We start from the raw sequence: 17,513 nt of genomic DNA, 5'->3' as shown, positions 1-17,513 counted from the left end.
TTATTGATTTTTAAAGTTGGCTTGGCGTTTATCAACAAAGGCTTGCATACCTTCTTTTTGATCCAAAGTAGCAAAAATTGAATGAAAGGTTCGTCGTTCAAAACGTAAACCTTCCGCCAGACTCACTTCAAAGGCACGATTAATTGATTCTTTGATCATCATTGTCGCCACCAATGATTTTTCAGCAATTTTTTCAGCAGCATTTAAAGTCTGGGTTAAAAGCTCTTCGGGGCTAAACACACGGGCAACTAAACCACTCAGTTCTGCCTCAATTGCCCCCATTTGTCGAGCGGTTAAACACATTTCCATCGCTTTGGCTTTACCTATGGCAAGGGTTAAACGCTGCGTACCCCCAATGCCTGGAATCACGCCTAAAGTGACTTCAGGTAAGCCAAATTTGGCATTATCCGCACAGTAAATAAAATCACACATAAGTGCCAACTCACAACCACCACCCAAGGCATAACCACTGACAGCTGCGATTAAGGGTTTACGGCGTTGCGCAATTCGATCGGCAAGATTAAAAAAATCATCAAAATAAATATTGGGAAAGTTCAATCCCGCCATTTCTTTAATATCAGCACCTGCTGCAAAGGCTTTTTCTGAACCAGTCAGCACCATACAGCCAATATCCTGATCTTTTTCTAAATCATCTAAAGCTAAATTTACTTCTTGGATTAATTTTGAATTTAATGCGTTTAAAGCCTTTGGGCGATTGAGTGTAATTAAGCCTACGCCTTGGTGTTTTTCCAGTAAAATCGTTTCAAATTGCATATTCATTTCCTTATCTGTTTTATCCCATCATCTGATGATATACAGCGATTAACTCTATTTATAAACTTCGCGCAATCACCAAACGCTGGATGTCACTGGTACCTTCATAGATTTGGCAAATACGTGCATCACGATAAATTCGTTCAATTGGAAAATCTTTTAAATAACCATAGCCGCCGAAGACCTGTAAAGCCTCTGAACAGACACGCTCTGCCATCTCTGAGGAAAATAATTTTGCCATTGAGGCTTCATTGAGACAGGGCTTGCCTGCTTCTTTCAATCGTGCGGCATGATGGACCAATTGACGAGCTGCTTCGATTTCTGTTGCCATACTGGCCAAACGAAAAGCGATTGCCTGATGTTCAAAAATCGGTTTTCCAAAAGTAATCCGTTCTTTGGCATATTTGCTGGCTTCTTCTAAGGCCGCACGTGCCAAACCCACCGCTTGCGCAGCAATACCAATACGACCGCCTTCCAGATTAGACAGTGCTATTTTAAGCCCTTCACCTTCTTGACCTAACATTAAGCTTTTGTGTACCCGCACATCAGTCAATGCAATTTGGCAGGTATCTGAAGCATGCAATCCCAGTTTTTCTTCAGTGCGAATCACTTCATAGCCCGCAGTTTCCCGTGGCACAATAAAGGCACTGATACCTTTTTTACCAGCACTTGGATCGGTCACTGCAAATACAATAATTACACCAGCATTATTTCCTGAAGTAATAAATTGTTTTGCGCCGTTAATGATCCAATCCTCACCATCTTTGACAGCTCGGGTTTTCAGTGCTGCTGCATCAGAGCCTGTATGTGGTTCGGTCAATGCGAAAGCACCGATCATTTCACCTTGTGCCAAAGGCATTAAATATTTTTGTTTTTGCTCTTCACTACCAAATTTAGCAATTGGCACACAACCGACTGAATTATGCACACTCATAATGGTAGAGGTTGCGCCATCGGCCGCCGCAATTTCTTCAAGTGCAAGGACATAGGCTAAGTTACCAGTATCTGAACCACCCCATTGCTCTGAAATCAGCATCCCCATAAATCCCAATTGCCCCATTTGTGACAAGGTTTCTTTGGGGAAAATGCTGTGTTTATCCCATTCCGCAGCATTTGGTTTAATTTGTTCTTGGGCGAAGCTTTTCGCCATGTCCTGAATCAATAATTGTTCTTCAGTAAATTGCATTTCATATTCCTTAGCATCATTTAACATCCTACATTCGGCAAGTTTAGCTTGTCTAGGATGATCCTTACTAGCTTTATACACTTAATTGTTGTTTAGCAATTTCTTGATTTCGTAGTAAAAAGCGTTGAATCTTACCACTTGGGGTCTTGGGTAGTTCAGTGACAAATTCAACTTGTCTAGGATAAGCATGGGCAGACAGACGTTTTTTGACAAATTGCCCAAGTTGTTCAGCCAATTCCTCAGACGGTGTTTTATTTACTGCCAAAATCACAAAAGCTTTAACGATTTCGGTTCGCTCTGGATCAGGTACTCCAACAACAGCAGCTTCAATCACTGCCTCATGTTCAAGTAATGCACTTTCTACATCAAAAGGTCCAATACGATATCCAGAGGTGGTAATCACATCATCACTACGTCCAACAAAGCTCATACTCCCATCTGCATGTAATTCAGCAGTATCACCGGTCAAATAATAATTTTTGATAAACGGTGATTTACGACTTTCTTTATAGCCACCAAACCACATCATCGGTGATTGACTGATATCTACCGCTAAAATTCCAGCGGTATCGGCAGGCAACTCATTGCCTTGATCATCTACCACAGCAACACGATAACCTGGGCTGGCAAAACCAGCAGCGCCTGCACGGACGTCGTGGCTTAAACCATGATGATTGCAAACCACCATGCCCACCTCTGTCTGTCCATAATGATCAAAAATAGGCGCATCAAGCACTTGTTTAAACCAACGAAAAACTTCTGGATTTAAAGGTTCACCAGCACTGCTCACAACCCGGAATTTACCCTTTAGTTGTGCCATTTGAGTGGGATCTGCGGCCATCATCATCCGATATGCTGTAGGTGCCCCTGCCAAATTGGTAATTTTATAATCATCAATAATTTGACATAAACTGTCTATGCTAAAACCACCTTCATAAAACAAAGTGGCATGGCCTAACAATAAGGGTCCTGTGATACCGTAATATAAACCGTACGCCCAACCTGGATCAGCAATATTCCAAAATGCATCATCTGTGCGTAAGCCGATCGCATCTTTCATATAGTTGCCAAAAGCAATTAAGGCTTTGAGTGGAACTTCTAAAGGTTTTGCAGGTCCCGTGGTACCCGAGGTAAACATCAGTAAAAATGGATCTTGAATGCTTTGCATGACCAGATCGCATTGCTCAGCCTGTTGATGGAGTTCTTTCCAAAAATCTAAATCGCCTTGTTGTACAGCATGACCCTGTTGATCAGCGACAGTCATAATTTGTGGACACTGTGCAACTTCATCCAGTTTGCTACGGTTGCCGATATCGGTCACGACCAATTTGCTTTTTGCCAACTGAACTCGATGTTCAATCGCCTTTGGGCCAAATGCAGTAAATAGCGGTTGATAAACTGCACCAATTCGCCAAGCAGCGAGAATCACCACCAATAATTCGGGAGTTCTTGGTAATAAACCCGAAATACGATCACCGGCTTGAATACCCTGTGACTTTAAAAAATTGGCAAACTGACTCGACCATTTTTTCAGTTGAGCAAAGGTGTATTGTTCTTTACGTCCATCTTTAGCTTGCCAATATAGGGCAACTTTTTCGCGATCTGCTTCTGCATGTCGGTCACAGCATTCATAACAGGCATTCAGTTGATCGACTGAACCTGAGAGCATTTCCTTAACCGCACCATCTAAATTAAATGTTTTAGCAACATCCTGATAATTCAACATATTATATACTCCGGCCTGGATTTATTGTTATTCATGACACGAGTGAATCTATTGGTTTTTCACCACCCATCGGTGGTGAAATTGACTGTGCTTCGATTGATGATTAAGTTTCTTTAGGCAAATATTGCTGAATGATGCTGGAAAAATCGAGTTGAGCATTACCTTGCATACACAGTTGCTGATAAAGTTGCTGTACCAAACCGCCTAAAAGCAAAGGTTGTTTGACTTGGCCTGCGGCTTCAACAGCCAAACCCAAATCTTTAAGCATCAGTTGAGAGGCAAAGCCATCACTATAACCACGTCCAGCTGGTGCATTAGCCGAAATACCCGGCCATGGGTTACACACTTCCGAGCTCCAGCAACGACCACTCGAACTATTGATTACGCCTGCCAACGCTTGTGCATCGATACCGAGTTTTGCCCCGAGCGCCATGCCTTCAGCCACTGCGGCCATTGAAATACCTAAAATGAGATTATTGCAAATTTTAGCAATTTGTCCTGCACCCACTTCACCACAGTGCACGATGTTCTTACCCATTGGTGCAAGCACAGATTTGACTTGTTCAAAGGCTTTATCATCAGTTCCTACCATAAAGGTTAGCGTACCTGCTTGAGCCCCGATCGTGCCACCTGAAACAGGTGCATCACAAATTTGAATTCCTTGCTCTGCACCAATTGCAGCAATGTCTTTAATGGTTTGTGGATCAATGGTACTGCTGTCGATACATAAGCTGCCTTGTTTAAGCACAGCAAGTACCCCATTTTCACCCAAATACACCTCTTTAACATGCTTTGCGGCTGGCAGCATAGTAATTACCACATCTGCATTTTCTGCTGCTTTCTGTGGACTATTACAGGCAATTCCACCTGCTTCGGTGAAATGTGCGATTGCAACATCACTTAAATCAAAGCCATAAACCGTCAAACCTGCTTTGAGTAAATTATGGGCCATTTTACCGCCCATATTGCCTAAACCAATAAATGCAATATTCATCCTTGAACTCCTATATTAACGCAAGCTGATGGTGGTATTCACTTCACCTTTTTCTTGTGTATCTTCAAACCAACGACTGGTAATGGTTTTAGTTTGAGTATAGAACTGTACTGCTTGTTTACCATAAGGCCCTAAGTCCCCTAATTTTGAACCTCTTGACCCGGTAAAGCTAAAGAATGGAACTGGCACAGGAATTGGAATATTAATCCCAACTTGACCGATATCAATGGTGCTTTGGAAAGTACGTGCTGTGGCACCACTTTGAGTAAATAAACCCACACCATTCCCGAACGGATTGGCATTGACCAATTCAATGGCTTGTTCAAGCGTATCAACATGAATAATGGCTAATACAGGGCCAAAAATTTCTTCAGTATAGATACGCATATCGGTGCTGACTTGATTGAATATGGTTGCACCAACAAAATTGCCATTTTCATAGCCTTGGACATGTACGCCTCGACCATCGAGTAAGAGTTGTGCACCTTGTTCAATACCGCTATTAATCAAATCTATAACCCGAGCTTTAGCACGTGGTGAGATCACGGGGCCAATATCTGTTTGCGGTTCATGCCCAGCATTGACTTTCAGTGTTTTGGCTTTTTCAACCAATTCATCCACCCAGTTTTTAGTTTCACCGACCATGACAGCAACAGACAATGCCATACACCGTTGTCCAGCCGCACCAAATGCAGCACCAACTAAAGCATTTAAGGTTTGTTCTTTGTTGGCATCTGGCATCACCACGACATGGTTTTTTGCACCCATCATCGATTGCACACGTTTACCATGCTGACCTGCTAAGTTATAGACATGCGTCCCTACCGCAGTTGAACCTACAAATGAAATGGCTTTAATGTCTGGATGCGTACATAGACGATCTACCACTTGTTTGCCACCATGTACCACATTGAGTACACCAGCAGGTACACCTGCTTGTAATGCCAACTCAACCAGCATCATGGTCGATAATGGATCTTGCTCTGACGGTTTAAGTACAAAGGTATTGCCGCAAACAATCGCCATTGGAAACATCCATAGTGGAATCATGGCAGGAAAATTAAACGGGGTAATTCCAGCACATACACCCAATGGTTGCTGCAAGGTATAAGTATCTACACCACGAGCTACACCTTCAGTATATTCACCCATTTGCAAGGTGCCAATTGAGCAAGCATGTTCAACCACTTCTAAGCCACGTTGGATATCACCTTCTGCATCAGCCAAGGTTTTACCTTGTTCTGCGGTCAAAACACGGGCGATATCGTTCATATTGTCACGAATCAAATCTTGCAGTTTCAGCATGATACGCATACGGGCTTGAATTGGTGTAAAACGCCAAGTTTTAAATGCTTCTTGTGCAGCAGCAATTGCAGCATCAACTTCGTCTAGAGTTGCCATTGGGACACGACCAAGCACCTCTTGGGTCGCTGGATTTAGAATGTCTTGCCATTCAGTAGTATTTGATTCGGTAAATTTTCCATTAATTAATAATTTAGCCGTCGTCGAATGAATATTTGACATTGTGTTCATAACCTCTCCATAGGCAATATTTTTTGTTGTTACATTCTTAGAAAATAGCCAAAAGCAGTATTTTCATCAGCGCTGTTTTAAATCAAACTAACAAAGAAAATATAGATGACCAATAGAAATTAACGCACAATGAATGTGCAAATATGCACAAGGATGTCATACACAATGAAAGTCGATTGGGATCACCTACAGTTTTTTTTAGTTTTAGCGCGTGCCAAGACGTTAACCAATGCAGCTCGTATTATTGGGGTCGAACACAGTACCGTGTCTAGACGAATACAGGCGCTAGAATTAGCTTTAGGAACGCCGTTGTTTAGACGCGAAGCCACAGGCTATGAACTGACTATGGAAGGCTTGGCGTTGGTGCCTCGTGTTGAGCAAATGGAACAAGCATTCTTGCAAATTGAAAAGCCCAACTTACCTTTACAAGGACATGTGCGAATTGGCACACCGGAGGGTTTTGGAACAGCATTTTTAGCCCAGCTATTGGCAGAACTGTCTAAACAATACCCTTTGCTCACGATTGACCTTATCCCGGTTCCAAAAATGATTAAGCTGTCGCATCGTGAAGCTGACATTGTGATTTCCATTGATCGTCCTAAGTCAGGACCTTATATCATTACCCGTTTAACCGATTATTGTCTTAAAATTTATGGCAGTAAAGGCTATCTAGAAAGCACCCAAGCGATTAAAAAACTTGAAGATTTAAAAAACCATCAGTTTGTAAACTATATTGACGATTTAATTTACAGTCCTGAACTGTATTGTTTAGAACGTCTGCCCTTACAGCTCAATGCAAATTTTAGAAGTAGCAGTATTTTGGCCCAACAAGTTGCTGTGAGTGCAGGTGCTGGATTGGCAATTTTGCCGAAGTTTTTGGCAGAAAATAAACCAGAACTTAAACAGGTATTACAAGATGAAGTTCGTTTTATTCATACCTTTTGGATGCTAACTTTAGTCGATTTACAGCATGAACCACGTATAAAATTGGTTTGGGATTTTTTAAGAACACAAGCTGATAAATATCAAAATTTATTGATGGATTAGTCATTCACTTATTCATAAGAGATATTAGGGATAGCCCTTTTCATCATCAGTATAAATTTAAGCCGTTGAATGATTTATCAAATATTATTTTTAAAAATAAAAACCCAAGACGAATCTTGGGTTTTTCACTTAAGTTATCAATAAAACGCGTTTAACTTGCTAAGCCAACAGCTTTAGCACGTGCCTTATGTAATTTCTTATAACTGTCAATAAGTCTTAAATGACGATCAAGCCCTTCAAGCTGCATACTGGTTTCAGTCAAACCATAAAAACGCATACTGCCGTCTAGAGAACCAATAACTGCATCCATTCGTTCATCACCAAACATACGACGGAAATTCGCTTCATAGTCATCTAAATCCATGTCGTCATCTAGTTCAACTTCAAGCATTACATTCATACACTGGTAGAACAAGCCGCGTTCTACAGTATTGGTATTGTATTGCAGGAATTGTTCAACTAAATCTTTGGCTTCTTCAAACTGTTGTAAAGCAAGATAAATCAACAGTTTTAACTCAAGGATGGTCAGTTGCCCCCACACAGTATTATCATCAAATTCAATCCCAATTAAAGTCACGATATCGGTGTAATCATCCACTTCAACGTCTTCAAGACGTTCAACTAAAGCTTCTAGTTGCTCATCATCTAAACGATGAAGATTTAAGATATCTTCACGGAATAACAATGCTTTGTTGGTATTGTCCCAAATTAAATCTTCAACCAAATAAATTTCAGAATAATCAGGCACAATGATACGGCAAGCTGTCGCGCCTAAGTGCTCATAGACTGCCATATAGACTTCTTTGCCCATTTCCTCAAGAATGTTCAACATGGTCTTTACTTCTTCAGCATTGGCATTTTCACCCACACTGCTAAAATCCCATTCAACAAAGTCATGGTCTGATTTTGCACTAAAGAAACGCCAAGACACCACACCACTTGAATCGATAAAATGTTCAACAAAATTATTTGGTTCAGTCACCGCATTACTGCTAAAGGTTGGTTTAGGTAAATCATTTAAACCTTCAAAACTACGACCTTGTAATAACTCGGTTAAGCTACGCTCTAAAGCAACTTCAAGCTTAGGATGTGCACCAAACGATGCAAATACGCCGCCTGTACGTGGGTTCATCAACGTGACACACATCACTGGAAATTCACCACCCAACGATGCATCTTTAACCAAGACTGGAAAGCCTTGTTCTTCTAGGCCTTTAATGCCCTCAACAATACGCGGGTATTTTGCTAAAACGTCTTCTGGTACATCTGGAAGTGCAATTTCTCCCTCTAAAATTTCACGTTTAACCGCACGTTCAAAAATTTCAGATAAACACTGCACTTGAGCTTCCGCTAAGGTATTTCCTGCACTCATACCATTGCTTAGATATAAGTTTTCAATCAAATTTGATGGAAAATATACAACTTCTTGATCTGATTGACGTACAAACGGTAATGAACAAATCCCACGCTCAGTATTACCTGAGTTGGTGTCATACAAATGTGTACCTAATAATTCATTGTCTGGGTTATATATCTCTAATGTATATTCATCCAATATTTCTCTAGGTAGCGCTCCATTTGGTCCTGGTTTAAACCATTTTTCATCTGGATAATGTACAAACTCAGCATTGGCAATGTCTTGCCCCCAAAACTGGTCGTTATAGAAGAAATTACAATTTAAACGCTCAATGAACTCGCCTAATGCCGAAGCCAAAGCACTTTCTTTGGTTGAACCTTTACCATTGGTAAAACACATTGGAGATTGCGCATCACGAATATGTAATGACCATACATTTGGAACAATATTTCGCCATGAGGCAATTTCTATTTTCATTCCCAAACCTGCCAGAATCTCTGACATATTGGCAATAGTTTCCTCTAAAGGCAGATCTTTACCTTCAATATAAGTTGAGCTTTCTTGTGCTAAGTTTGGCATGAGCAATGCTTGTGCATCGGCATCAATACTTTCAACTTCTTCAATAACAAATTCAGGACCTGTTTGGATGACTTTTTTAACGGTGCAACGGTCGATCGAACGCAAAATACCTTGACGATCTTTATCTGAAATATCCGCAGGCAGTTCAACCTGAATTTTAAAAATTTGTTTATAACGGTTTTCAGGATCGACAATATTGTTTTGCGATAAACGAATATTATCTGTTGGGATATCACGAGCTGCACAATACACTTTGACAAAGTAAGCAGCACACAAAGCAGATGATGCAAGAAAATAATCGAAAGGACCCGGCGCAGAGCCATCACCTTTATAGCGAATGGGTTGATCAGCAATTACTGTAAAGTCATCGAACTTGGCTTCTTGTCGAAGATTGTCGAGGTAATTGACTTTGATTTCCATGTGGGCACCTAAATATTCTTATGTGTTGGCATGGACACATAAAATTTAAATATTGAAAAATAAGCCGAATCACGGAGAAGAAATTGACTTAAAACGAACCAACCTCAACTGAGGTCAGTAATAATGGACACTATTATAGAATTATTTTACACAATTGATAACTTTAGAATGGAAAGTTTGAAAATACTTTAAACAAAAGCCATTCCTAGAAATGACTTTGTTGATTAAAACTTTTACAGCCGCACTTAAAGCACCGGAATGATCGAAGGAAGCATGTCATGAATGGTCTTACCATTGCAGGTATCGCCAATCGCAGACATTTTCCATGCACCATTGTGGCGATAGACTTTAGCGATAATCAAAGCAGTATAATTACCTTTTGCTGAAAGGTTATATTTTGCGATTTCAGTATTGGTATTTGAGTCAACTAAACGACAAAAGGCATTTTCAACTTTTTCAAAAGTTTGACCACGGAAACTACTAATTGTAAAAACCAGTGCTTTGACTTGCGGTGGAATTTTGGTTAGATCAACATGGATCACTTCATCATCGCCATCACCAGCACCTGTCCGGTTATCCCCTGAATGCCAAATACTGCCATCCTTACTTTTTAATTGACCGAACCATACTGCATCAAGCGGTTGGTTGTTTTCATCAAAAATAATGACAGACGCATCAAGGTCGATTGAATCACCACCACCGCCACCAAAAAGACCACCTAAAAATCCGCCACTCTTCGCCACATCCCAGCCTGCACCAAGATAAATTTTGGTCAAAGATGAACCATCACCTTTTTCTAAAGAGATTTTTTGACCTTTTACTAAACTAATACTCATGTGTTTCCCTCATAGATTTAATTGTTTCTATTTAAATTTAATGCTGAAGATAACCATGTGAGGTAACTCTTGCGATTTCGGGAACAAATAATGACTTTGCCATTGCCCCTAAACTTAAGCACCATACCTTCACCACTGGTAAAACTGTTTAAAAGATTTCCAACAATTCCGCGGTTTTGTGAACTTGGCATCCCAATGTTGTAACTTAAAGACGAATCCCATGCCACAACATGACCATTATCAATGGTGGTTTCTCCATTCTGAGTGCTTACATCAACTTCCATTAAGGTGCCACAACCAGAAATACACAGTTGCCCTTGTCCAGATGATTCCATCACCACAAAACCACCCGTATCACCAAAGAATCCACCACCTAAATTTGCTTGAATCTTGGCTTTGACATTGACATGTTCTGTTGCGGCAACAAAAGCCCCATCAGATAAAGTGTATTGCTGAGGGCCAATGTTAAGAATTTGCATATCTCCATCTATGTTTGGAGAAAGTAGACACTGTCCATGACCAAATGATGCTTTGATTTCTTGCTGAAACAGCGATTCACCTGTGGTAAATCTACGCATAAATGATTGAAATAAGCCGCCTCGTAAATTCCCTGCCAATTCTAAATTTTGTTCAATCATGACCATTGCATCAGATTCACAAAATATTTTTTCTCCCTGTACCAAATCGACCAATAGAAATGGTTCTGGGCTGCCTACAAGTTCAAATTTAGCCATCGATTGTCCTCACTTTATCGAATAATGTTTTTATTTTTCGCTTCTTTTAACCACAGTGGAAATTCCTGAAGCAGCGCATCATACAGTTGTGCTTCAGGCATACTTTGAATATTACTCATTTCAAAAAAATTGCAATTATCTACCACTCGCCCATCCATCGTATCGAGTTGTTCCAACACACCGTAGTTACGACCACCGATACCCACGAACTGCCAAAAAATAGGAAAACTGGACGCATTTTTAAGAATATTTTTAATCTTTTTACTTTCACTGACCCCGCCATCTGAAACAAATACCACATAAACGGGTAAATGAGATGGATTTTCTTGCGTGAAATACTGAATCACAGCGTCAAGTACAGCAGGTTCATTATTATAACGTGCACCAGCTTTCCACTTTGGGTGTCCGCCTTGATCTGTATTGACAAAATTTTCTAAGTTGTTCAAGGTTACATCGCTTAAACGCAATGATTTTTCTGCAAATGCCCAGCACTCAAAACTACCATCATCATCAAAATTGACTGCCAATGGCATAATTCGGTCGAGTACTTTTTGCACATCACCCTTTATATACTGTTGGTGCATTGAACCTGAATAATCTAGCACTAAAGCCACACGAGCTTTTACATCGAGTAAATTGTTTTTTTCTAAACTGATCAAAGACTTTTTAGTAATGTCTACCAAATGCGGTGCTGCATTTTGGATTTTATCCAATACCACTTTCTTTTTCAGATCAATCGTAGATGTGCTATTGCTTATCGATGGGTTTGCTGTTGATGGAGTAGCTGCTGCACTTTCTTCAACTTCTCCCCCAAAGTGCTCAACCAAAGCCTTTAAGCCACCATTAAAACCTTGACCAATTGCAGCGATGCGCCAAGTATCACTTTTAAAGTAAATCTCAGTCAGCATCACAGCTTTTTCTTGGCTAAAATTAGAACCATTTAAAACATAACTGGCAACAACCTGACCCTGTTGATTAGATAACTCAACCTGAATCGATTGTATATTTTGGATTTGAGACTGTTCATTGGCTAAGGTTGCACAAATAACAAAACGTGACGTTCGTGTTGCATCTATCTTGTTTAAATCAAAGGTAAAATTATGTATGTTGCCTTGAAGCTGATATTGAACTTCGCCTTTCGGAGTTTGTGGCTGATTATAGAAAGTCATATAATCATCATGGAAAAGTTTATCGTTTGGCGCAATACCAAAACTAGAAATATCGATTTCAAAAGGTGCTTGAACTTGTACACGTACTTTAAACTGTGTCTCTGTCTGCAACAATTGGTGAAGTGCCAGTTTTTGGCCAGTGATGAATTGCATTGTTGTTCTCTATTTAGTACTTGAAAATAATTTTTACTGTGTTCATAAATGAACCGATTTAAACCGAATCACTTTCAAGTACTAAAAGATAAATCTTTTAGTACTGATTTTAAAAATTAAACTGCAACACCATAACTTGCAGCCAAAGCGCCTAAGCCACCGTTAAAACCTTGACCAACTGCTTTGAATTTCCACTCACCGCTATGACGGTATAATTCACCAAAGATCATCGCAACTTCTGTACTACCATCTTCAGATAAGTCAAAACGTGCAAGTTCTTCTGCATTGCTATCTTTATTGATTACACGGATATAGGCTTTGTCGACCATACCGAAGTTTTGACCATTTTGTTGGCCTTCATGAATGGTTACAGCAAATACAATTTTAGCCACATCTGCTGGAACTTTAGATAAATCAACTGAAATTGTTTCGTCATCACCATCACCGTCACCTGTACGGTTATCACCGTTATGGTTGACAGAACCACAAGGAGAAGTTTTTTGGTTAAAGAAGATGAAGTCGCCATCTAAACGAACTTTGCCATTTTCACCAGTCAGAAAAGCAACAGCATCCAAGTCAAATGCTTTACCATCTGTCACACGAGGATTCCAGCCTAAACCTAAGTCTACTTTATTCATTGTAGGCGCTGTTTTAGACAGGTTGATGTTACCGCCTTTTGATAAATTAATAGCCATTTTTAGTTTCCTTTGTCAGTTGTTGTTTCAAGAGATTGTTTTTTACTATAAGAAATTGATGAGATCACTGCCCAAACAATAAACGCGACACCAATCAGACCTGTTACGACTTCAGGTACATGTAAGCCTGTACCACTTGCAAGCATGATGAATGCAAGTGCACCAATCGCATAATGCGCGCCATGTTCTAAATAAACATAGGCATCAAGCGTACCTTTTTCTACAAGGTAAACCGTCATCGAACGCACGAAGATTGCACCGATTGCCAAGCCCAGCATAATAATTACCACATCACTGGTAATTGCAAAAGCACCGATTACACCATCGAAACTAAAAGACGCATCAAGTACTTCAAGATACAAGAAGCCACCGATACCGCCTTTGATAATTGTACCTGTGACTGGTGCACCATTATTTGAACTGGTTTGTTCAGTCGCAGGTTCTTGCTCATCATCATGTGAACCGCCTTCAAGCAAGTGTCCGATCACCTGAACACCGACATAAACCACAATTCCCCAGATCCCAGCCATAGTTACAACAAGGCGAGAAGATTCAGGTACAAAATTAGCCATAACCAATAATGCACATAATGAAATAAACACTGAAATCGCTTGAATATTGCCTAGATCAGCGAGTTTTGACTCCAACCAATGGAACCAATGCTCATCTTTTTCATCATCAAATAAGAAGTTAAGGAAAACCAAAAGTAAGAACATACCACCAAATGCTGCAATTTCAGCATGGTGTGCCATGAGTTTTTCAGAGTAGGTTTTCGGATCGTTCAACGCGAGTTTTGCGACTTCTATCATCCCCATGTCTGCAGTGACGCCAACAATGAGTAATGGAAAGATTAAACGCATACCAAATACAGCGATAACAATACCGACTGTCAAAAATAAGGTTCGCCAGAAATGATTCCAGTGCTTAAGTACTGAAGCATTTACCACAGCATTATCAAATGATAAAGAAACTTCCATTACTGCAAGAATTGCAGTAATTGCCAATGCCTTGAACATGGTCATTAAGCCGGCTTGGGGCCCATGTGTAAAACCCCAATACGCTGAAATTGCTAAACAAATGATGGTAAAAAGAATCGAAAAGCGAAAATGTTTCATCCATTGAACTCTTATATTAGATGCTTATACCGAACTGTTGGCACATTGCGCTTAAACCGCCAGCATAACCCTGTCCTACAGCTCGAAACTTCCACTCACCATTGTGGCGATATAATTCACCAAAAATCATGGCAGTTTCTGTTGAATAATCTTCATTCAAATCAAAACGAACAATTTCAGTATTGCTTTGATCATTTACTACACGAATAAACGCATTTTGAACTTGACCAAAATTTTGACCGCGACTTTCGCCTTCATGAATGGTAACTGTAATCGCAATCTTTTGAACATCTGCAGGTACTTTTGCCAAATTAATACGAACCGCTTCATCATCGCCATCGCCCGCACCAGTACGGTTATCACCTGTATGTTCAACAGAACCTTCAGGAGAACGGGTTTGGTTATAGAAAATGAAATCATGTTCACCACGGACTTTACCGCTTTCGCTTAATAAAAATGCCGAAGCATCTAAGTCAAAATCTGTTCCGTCAGTTGCACGCGCATCCCAACCTAAGCCAACCAAAACTTGGTTTAAACTTGGGTCAGTTTTGCTTAAAGATAAGTTGCCACCTTTGTTTAATGAAATTGCCATTTATATTTCCTCTACTTTATTGCAGTGTGCATTGGTTGTTTAAATATATGCAGTCGATTAATTTTTAGAACCATGTGTCCATCGGAAACCGAAACCATAATGTTCATCTAAATATTTTTGATCTTTAAAATAACGAACTTCTCGATTGGCTTGTATAGTGCCATTGTTATTCTTTAATTCTACAATAGAACATGTTGTCAATTGATTACCATCCGTCAAATGAACTTCAATTTCAGGTTGATCTGGGATCTTAATGGTAACCACGCCATCCGTTGCTGTCCATTGCGCAGCACCTTGATAAATATAAGCATAAATCACAATACGCTCAATTTGATCCCACTGATTACCATTAATGTGCAGATTTTCACCCTGTACAGATGAACCAGTACGATCATCGCCATCAAGCTGAATAAATGGTTTGATCTCAAAACGACCAAAACGATTGCCCAACGGTTGTACTAAATCAATTTCACCATTTTTAAGTTGTACCATCGCGCCAAGATCCAGATCTATTGCACTTGAACCCGATAGTTTCTGAAAAAATGATTGGGATTTGGGCTGGCTTTTATTCCAGTTTAAATTGACTGAAATTTTCCCAAAACCATTGCCTTTTTTGCTTAAATTGATGGTTGAATTGTTTTTATCTAGTCTGATTTTAGACAAATTAATATTTGAATTTGAATTTGAATTTGAATTTGTAGGTGTAGGTGTAGGTGTAGGTGTAGGTGTAGGTGTAGGTGTAGTGTTTTTCACTTCATCGGCAATCACAACACCAAAGTTTTCTGCCAATGGCTTTAATCCGCCATTAAATCCTTGGCCAACAAAGCGAAACTTCCATTGGCTGTTATGTAAATAAATCTCGGCAAGAATTAAGGCTTTTTCAGTTCTATTGCGAGTGTCCAAATGTGCAGTCGCAATACGCTGTTGTGCTGCATAAAGCTCAATATCAATCGGAACAATATTTCCAATAGTGTTTGGTTCATTGATCGTGACACAAATGGCGATTTTTTGAATTTGTGCATCTAAAAGTGCAGTATTGATTTTTAATTTGGTGAGATTTGGATTCTTCGATGACGATTCTAGCAAAACCACACTTTGATTGGATGTTTGACGTTGCCCATAAAAAATCATGTCCTGATCACCACGCACTTTGAGCGTGCCTTGGGCCAGTAAATACGCAGTAACATCTAATTCAATGTCAGATGAAAAACCTGTTTTAATACAAATTTCAATATCCTGAGCAGGTATTTGAATATTTCCACCAGCAACCAGCTGCATAAACCCTCCACTTTATAGATATATTATCGCTTTTTGATAAAATGAGTTTAAAATCATATGTTATTCAAATGAAGTTTTTTAAATTAACTTTCTTTATAAAAAACAAATAAAAATAGATGTGTTATGTTTTACCATAAAAATGACTAATCTCAAGTGTTTCAGTGTTTTTTTTCTTGGGGTTTGATTACTTTTACAAAATATTAAAATTAAATATTGTATCACTACGGGGAATTGTTATATTTTCCAGCGCATCAGATTAATCGCTTTAAAAACTTCGTTATTCTTTATAAAAATTTGAGATTAAATTAGCCGTGCTACAGCAATATAAAATTTGGATCGCCGAGTGTTATTCCTGTCAAAATGATATGATTCAATTACTGAAAAGCTCTAATATATCAAAACAACTGACTATATTTTGTTCTCATAGCCGTAATCGCCCCGAACTTGCCTTAAGTGCTGATGTTTATCTTCAGCAACCTGCTATTTCAAAGAGCGCTGAATGGTTATTAGAACAATGTATTGAACATAATATTCAACTGCTCTTCTGTGGAAAGCACAGCCAACATATTGAGCCGTTTAGAGCCCAATTTGAACAACATGCTATTCAGTTGATTACTGGTACACTCAGCTCAGAACAGCATGAGTTGATGAACAATAAATACCAGTTTACCTTACATTGCGAAGCGCAAAATTTATCTGTCATTCCAGCGTTATTAGCAAATTCCACAGAAACGCTGAAAAGATCTATTGAAACATTGCAGCTACAACATAGTGAGATCTGCGCTAAGCCTGTTTATGGGGTTTATGGTGCAGGTTTTGTCCGTTTACAGAATCATGTGTCGTACTTTAAAAATTTTAGCTCACCGACCAAATGTAATACCCAGCAATTTATAGAGGCATATAATCAACAGGAAGAGCCTGTTGAATATCTGATTATGCCTTATTTGGCTGGGCAAGAATGTTCAGTTGATATTGCTTGTAGTCAAGGAAAGATCATTGCTCAAGTAACCAGAATCAAACATGTTTATTTTCAAGAGTGTTTTTTGCAACATCCTTGTCATCAAATTTGTATAGATTTAGTCGATTATTTTCAATGTGATGGACTAATTAACATCCAATTTAAACAAGATGAAAGCTTGCAATGGCATATTCTTGAGATCAATCCACGCCCTGCTGGTGGTTTTGCTTATACACAACATACGGGAGTCAATTTAATTGCCGAACTGATTGCTGAAAAATTAAATTTGAACTTAGTTCGAGCACCGCAACAATCGCCTGTTAAAGCTTTACCGATTGCCCATAGTATAAAATTGGATTTGTAATAT

15 protein-coding genes are annotated in these 17,513 nt (G+C 39.4%); 2 read left to right on the top strand and 13 right to left on the bottom strand.

Features of this window, described 5'->3' with window-relative positions:
- From L3V46_RS10265 to L3V46_RS10245, 5 genes are all read right to left on the bottom strand, one after another.
- On the bottom strand, positions 1-774 hold the full coding sequence (locus tag L3V46_RS10265; RefSeq protein ID WP_239045612.1) for an enoyl-CoA hydratase: 774 nt from the start codon (positions 772-774) through the stop codon (positions 1-3).
- Between the two features lie 58 nt (positions 775-832).
- On the bottom strand, positions 833-1,960 hold the full coding sequence (locus L3V46_RS10260) for an acyl-CoA dehydrogenase family protein (RefSeq protein ID WP_239045611.1): 1,128 nt from the start codon (positions 1,958-1,960) through the stop codon (positions 833-835).
- A gap of 73 nt (positions 1,961-2,033) precedes the next feature.
- Entirely contained in the window at positions 2,034-3,686 is a 1,653-nt protein-coding gene (locus L3V46_RS10255) for an AMP-binding protein (RefSeq protein ID WP_239045610.1), read from the bottom strand.
- 103 nt (positions 3,687-3,789) lie between these two features.
- Positions 3,790-4,680: a 3-hydroxyisobutyrate dehydrogenase gene (gene mmsB / locus L3V46_RS10250; RefSeq protein ID WP_004720378.1), complete on the bottom strand. Its 891-nt coding sequence runs from the start codon at positions 4,678-4,680 to the stop codon at positions 3,790-3,792.
- Between the two features lie 15 nt (positions 4,681-4,695).
- Positions 4,696-6,213: a CoA-acylating methylmalonate-semialdehyde dehydrogenase gene (locus tag L3V46_RS10245; RefSeq protein WP_239045609.1), complete on the bottom strand. Its 1,518-nt coding sequence runs from the start codon at positions 6,211-6,213 to the stop codon at positions 4,696-4,698.
- Positions 6,214-6,378: 165 nt separating this feature from the next.
- Here L3V46_RS10245 and L3V46_RS10240 point away from each other — a divergent pair, with 165 nt between their 5' ends.
- The gene (locus tag L3V46_RS10240) at positions 6,379-7,260 is read left to right on the top strand and encodes a LysR family transcriptional regulator (protein WP_004821587.1); all 882 of its coding nucleotides are present in this window, start codon (positions 6,379-6,381) and stop codon (positions 7,258-7,260) included.
- Between the two features lie 151 nt (positions 7,261-7,411).
- On the opposite strand, the gene L3V46_RS10235 is transcribed toward L3V46_RS10240, so the two are convergent.
- From L3V46_RS10235 to L3V46_RS10200, 8 genes are all read right to left on the bottom strand, one after another.
- A complete protein-coding gene (locus tag L3V46_RS10235; RefSeq protein WP_239045608.1) occupies positions 7,412-9,616 on the bottom strand; it encodes an OsmC domain/YcaO domain-containing protein in 2,205 nt (734 codons plus the stop codon).
- 245 nt (positions 9,617-9,861) lie between these two features.
- A complete protein-coding gene (locus L3V46_RS10230) occupies positions 9,862-10,452 on the bottom strand; it encodes a TerD family protein (RefSeq protein ID WP_004720371.1) in 591 nt (196 codons plus the stop codon).
- A gap of 17 nt (positions 10,453-10,469) precedes the next feature.
- Entirely contained in the window at positions 10,470-11,186 is a 717-nt protein-coding gene (locus L3V46_RS10225) for a TIGR00266 family protein (protein ID WP_004720370.1), read from the bottom strand.
- 14 nt (positions 11,187-11,200) lie between these two features.
- Positions 11,201-12,508: a VWA domain-containing protein gene (locus L3V46_RS10220; protein WP_239045607.1), complete on the bottom strand. Its 1,308-nt coding sequence runs from the start codon at positions 12,506-12,508 to the stop codon at positions 11,201-11,203.
- A 116-nt stretch (positions 12,509-12,624) separates the two neighbouring features.
- A complete protein-coding gene (locus L3V46_RS10215; RefSeq protein WP_004821595.1) occupies positions 12,625-13,203 on the bottom strand; it encodes a TerD family protein in 579 nt (192 codons plus the stop codon).
- Positions 13,204-13,205: 2 nt separating this feature from the next.
- A complete protein-coding gene (locus L3V46_RS10210) occupies positions 13,206-14,318 on the bottom strand; it encodes a DUF475 domain-containing protein (RefSeq protein ID WP_239045606.1) in 1,113 nt (370 codons plus the stop codon).
- Between the two features lie 16 nt (positions 14,319-14,334).
- Positions 14,335-14,910: a TerD family protein gene (locus L3V46_RS10205; protein ID WP_004821599.1), complete on the bottom strand. Its 576-nt coding sequence runs from the start codon at positions 14,908-14,910 to the stop codon at positions 14,335-14,337.
- Between the two features lie 57 nt (positions 14,911-14,967).
- Positions 14,968-16,188, bottom strand: a complete 1,221-nt coding sequence (locus L3V46_RS10200) for a TerD family protein (protein WP_239045605.1) — start codon at positions 16,186-16,188, stop codon at positions 14,968-14,970.
- A gap of 365 nt (positions 16,189-16,553) precedes the next feature.
- Here L3V46_RS10200 and L3V46_RS10195 point away from each other — a divergent pair, with 365 nt between their 5' ends.
- Positions 16,554-17,510, top strand: coding sequence for an ATP-grasp domain-containing protein (locus L3V46_RS10195; protein ID WP_228128950.1), 957 nt, complete (start codon positions 16,554-16,556; stop codon positions 17,508-17,510).
- The last annotated feature ends 3 nt before the right edge of the window (positions 17,511-17,513 follow it).

It is taken from the genome of Acinetobacter sp. AG3 (genome assembly GCF_022343575.1).
GTDB classification, from domain to species: Bacteria; Pseudomonadota; Gammaproteobacteria; order Pseudomonadales; family Moraxellaceae; genus Acinetobacter; species Acinetobacter guillouiae.
The sequence above is the reverse complement of the archived record's forward strand: the minus strand, read 5'-3'. Positions and strand labels throughout refer to the sequence as shown.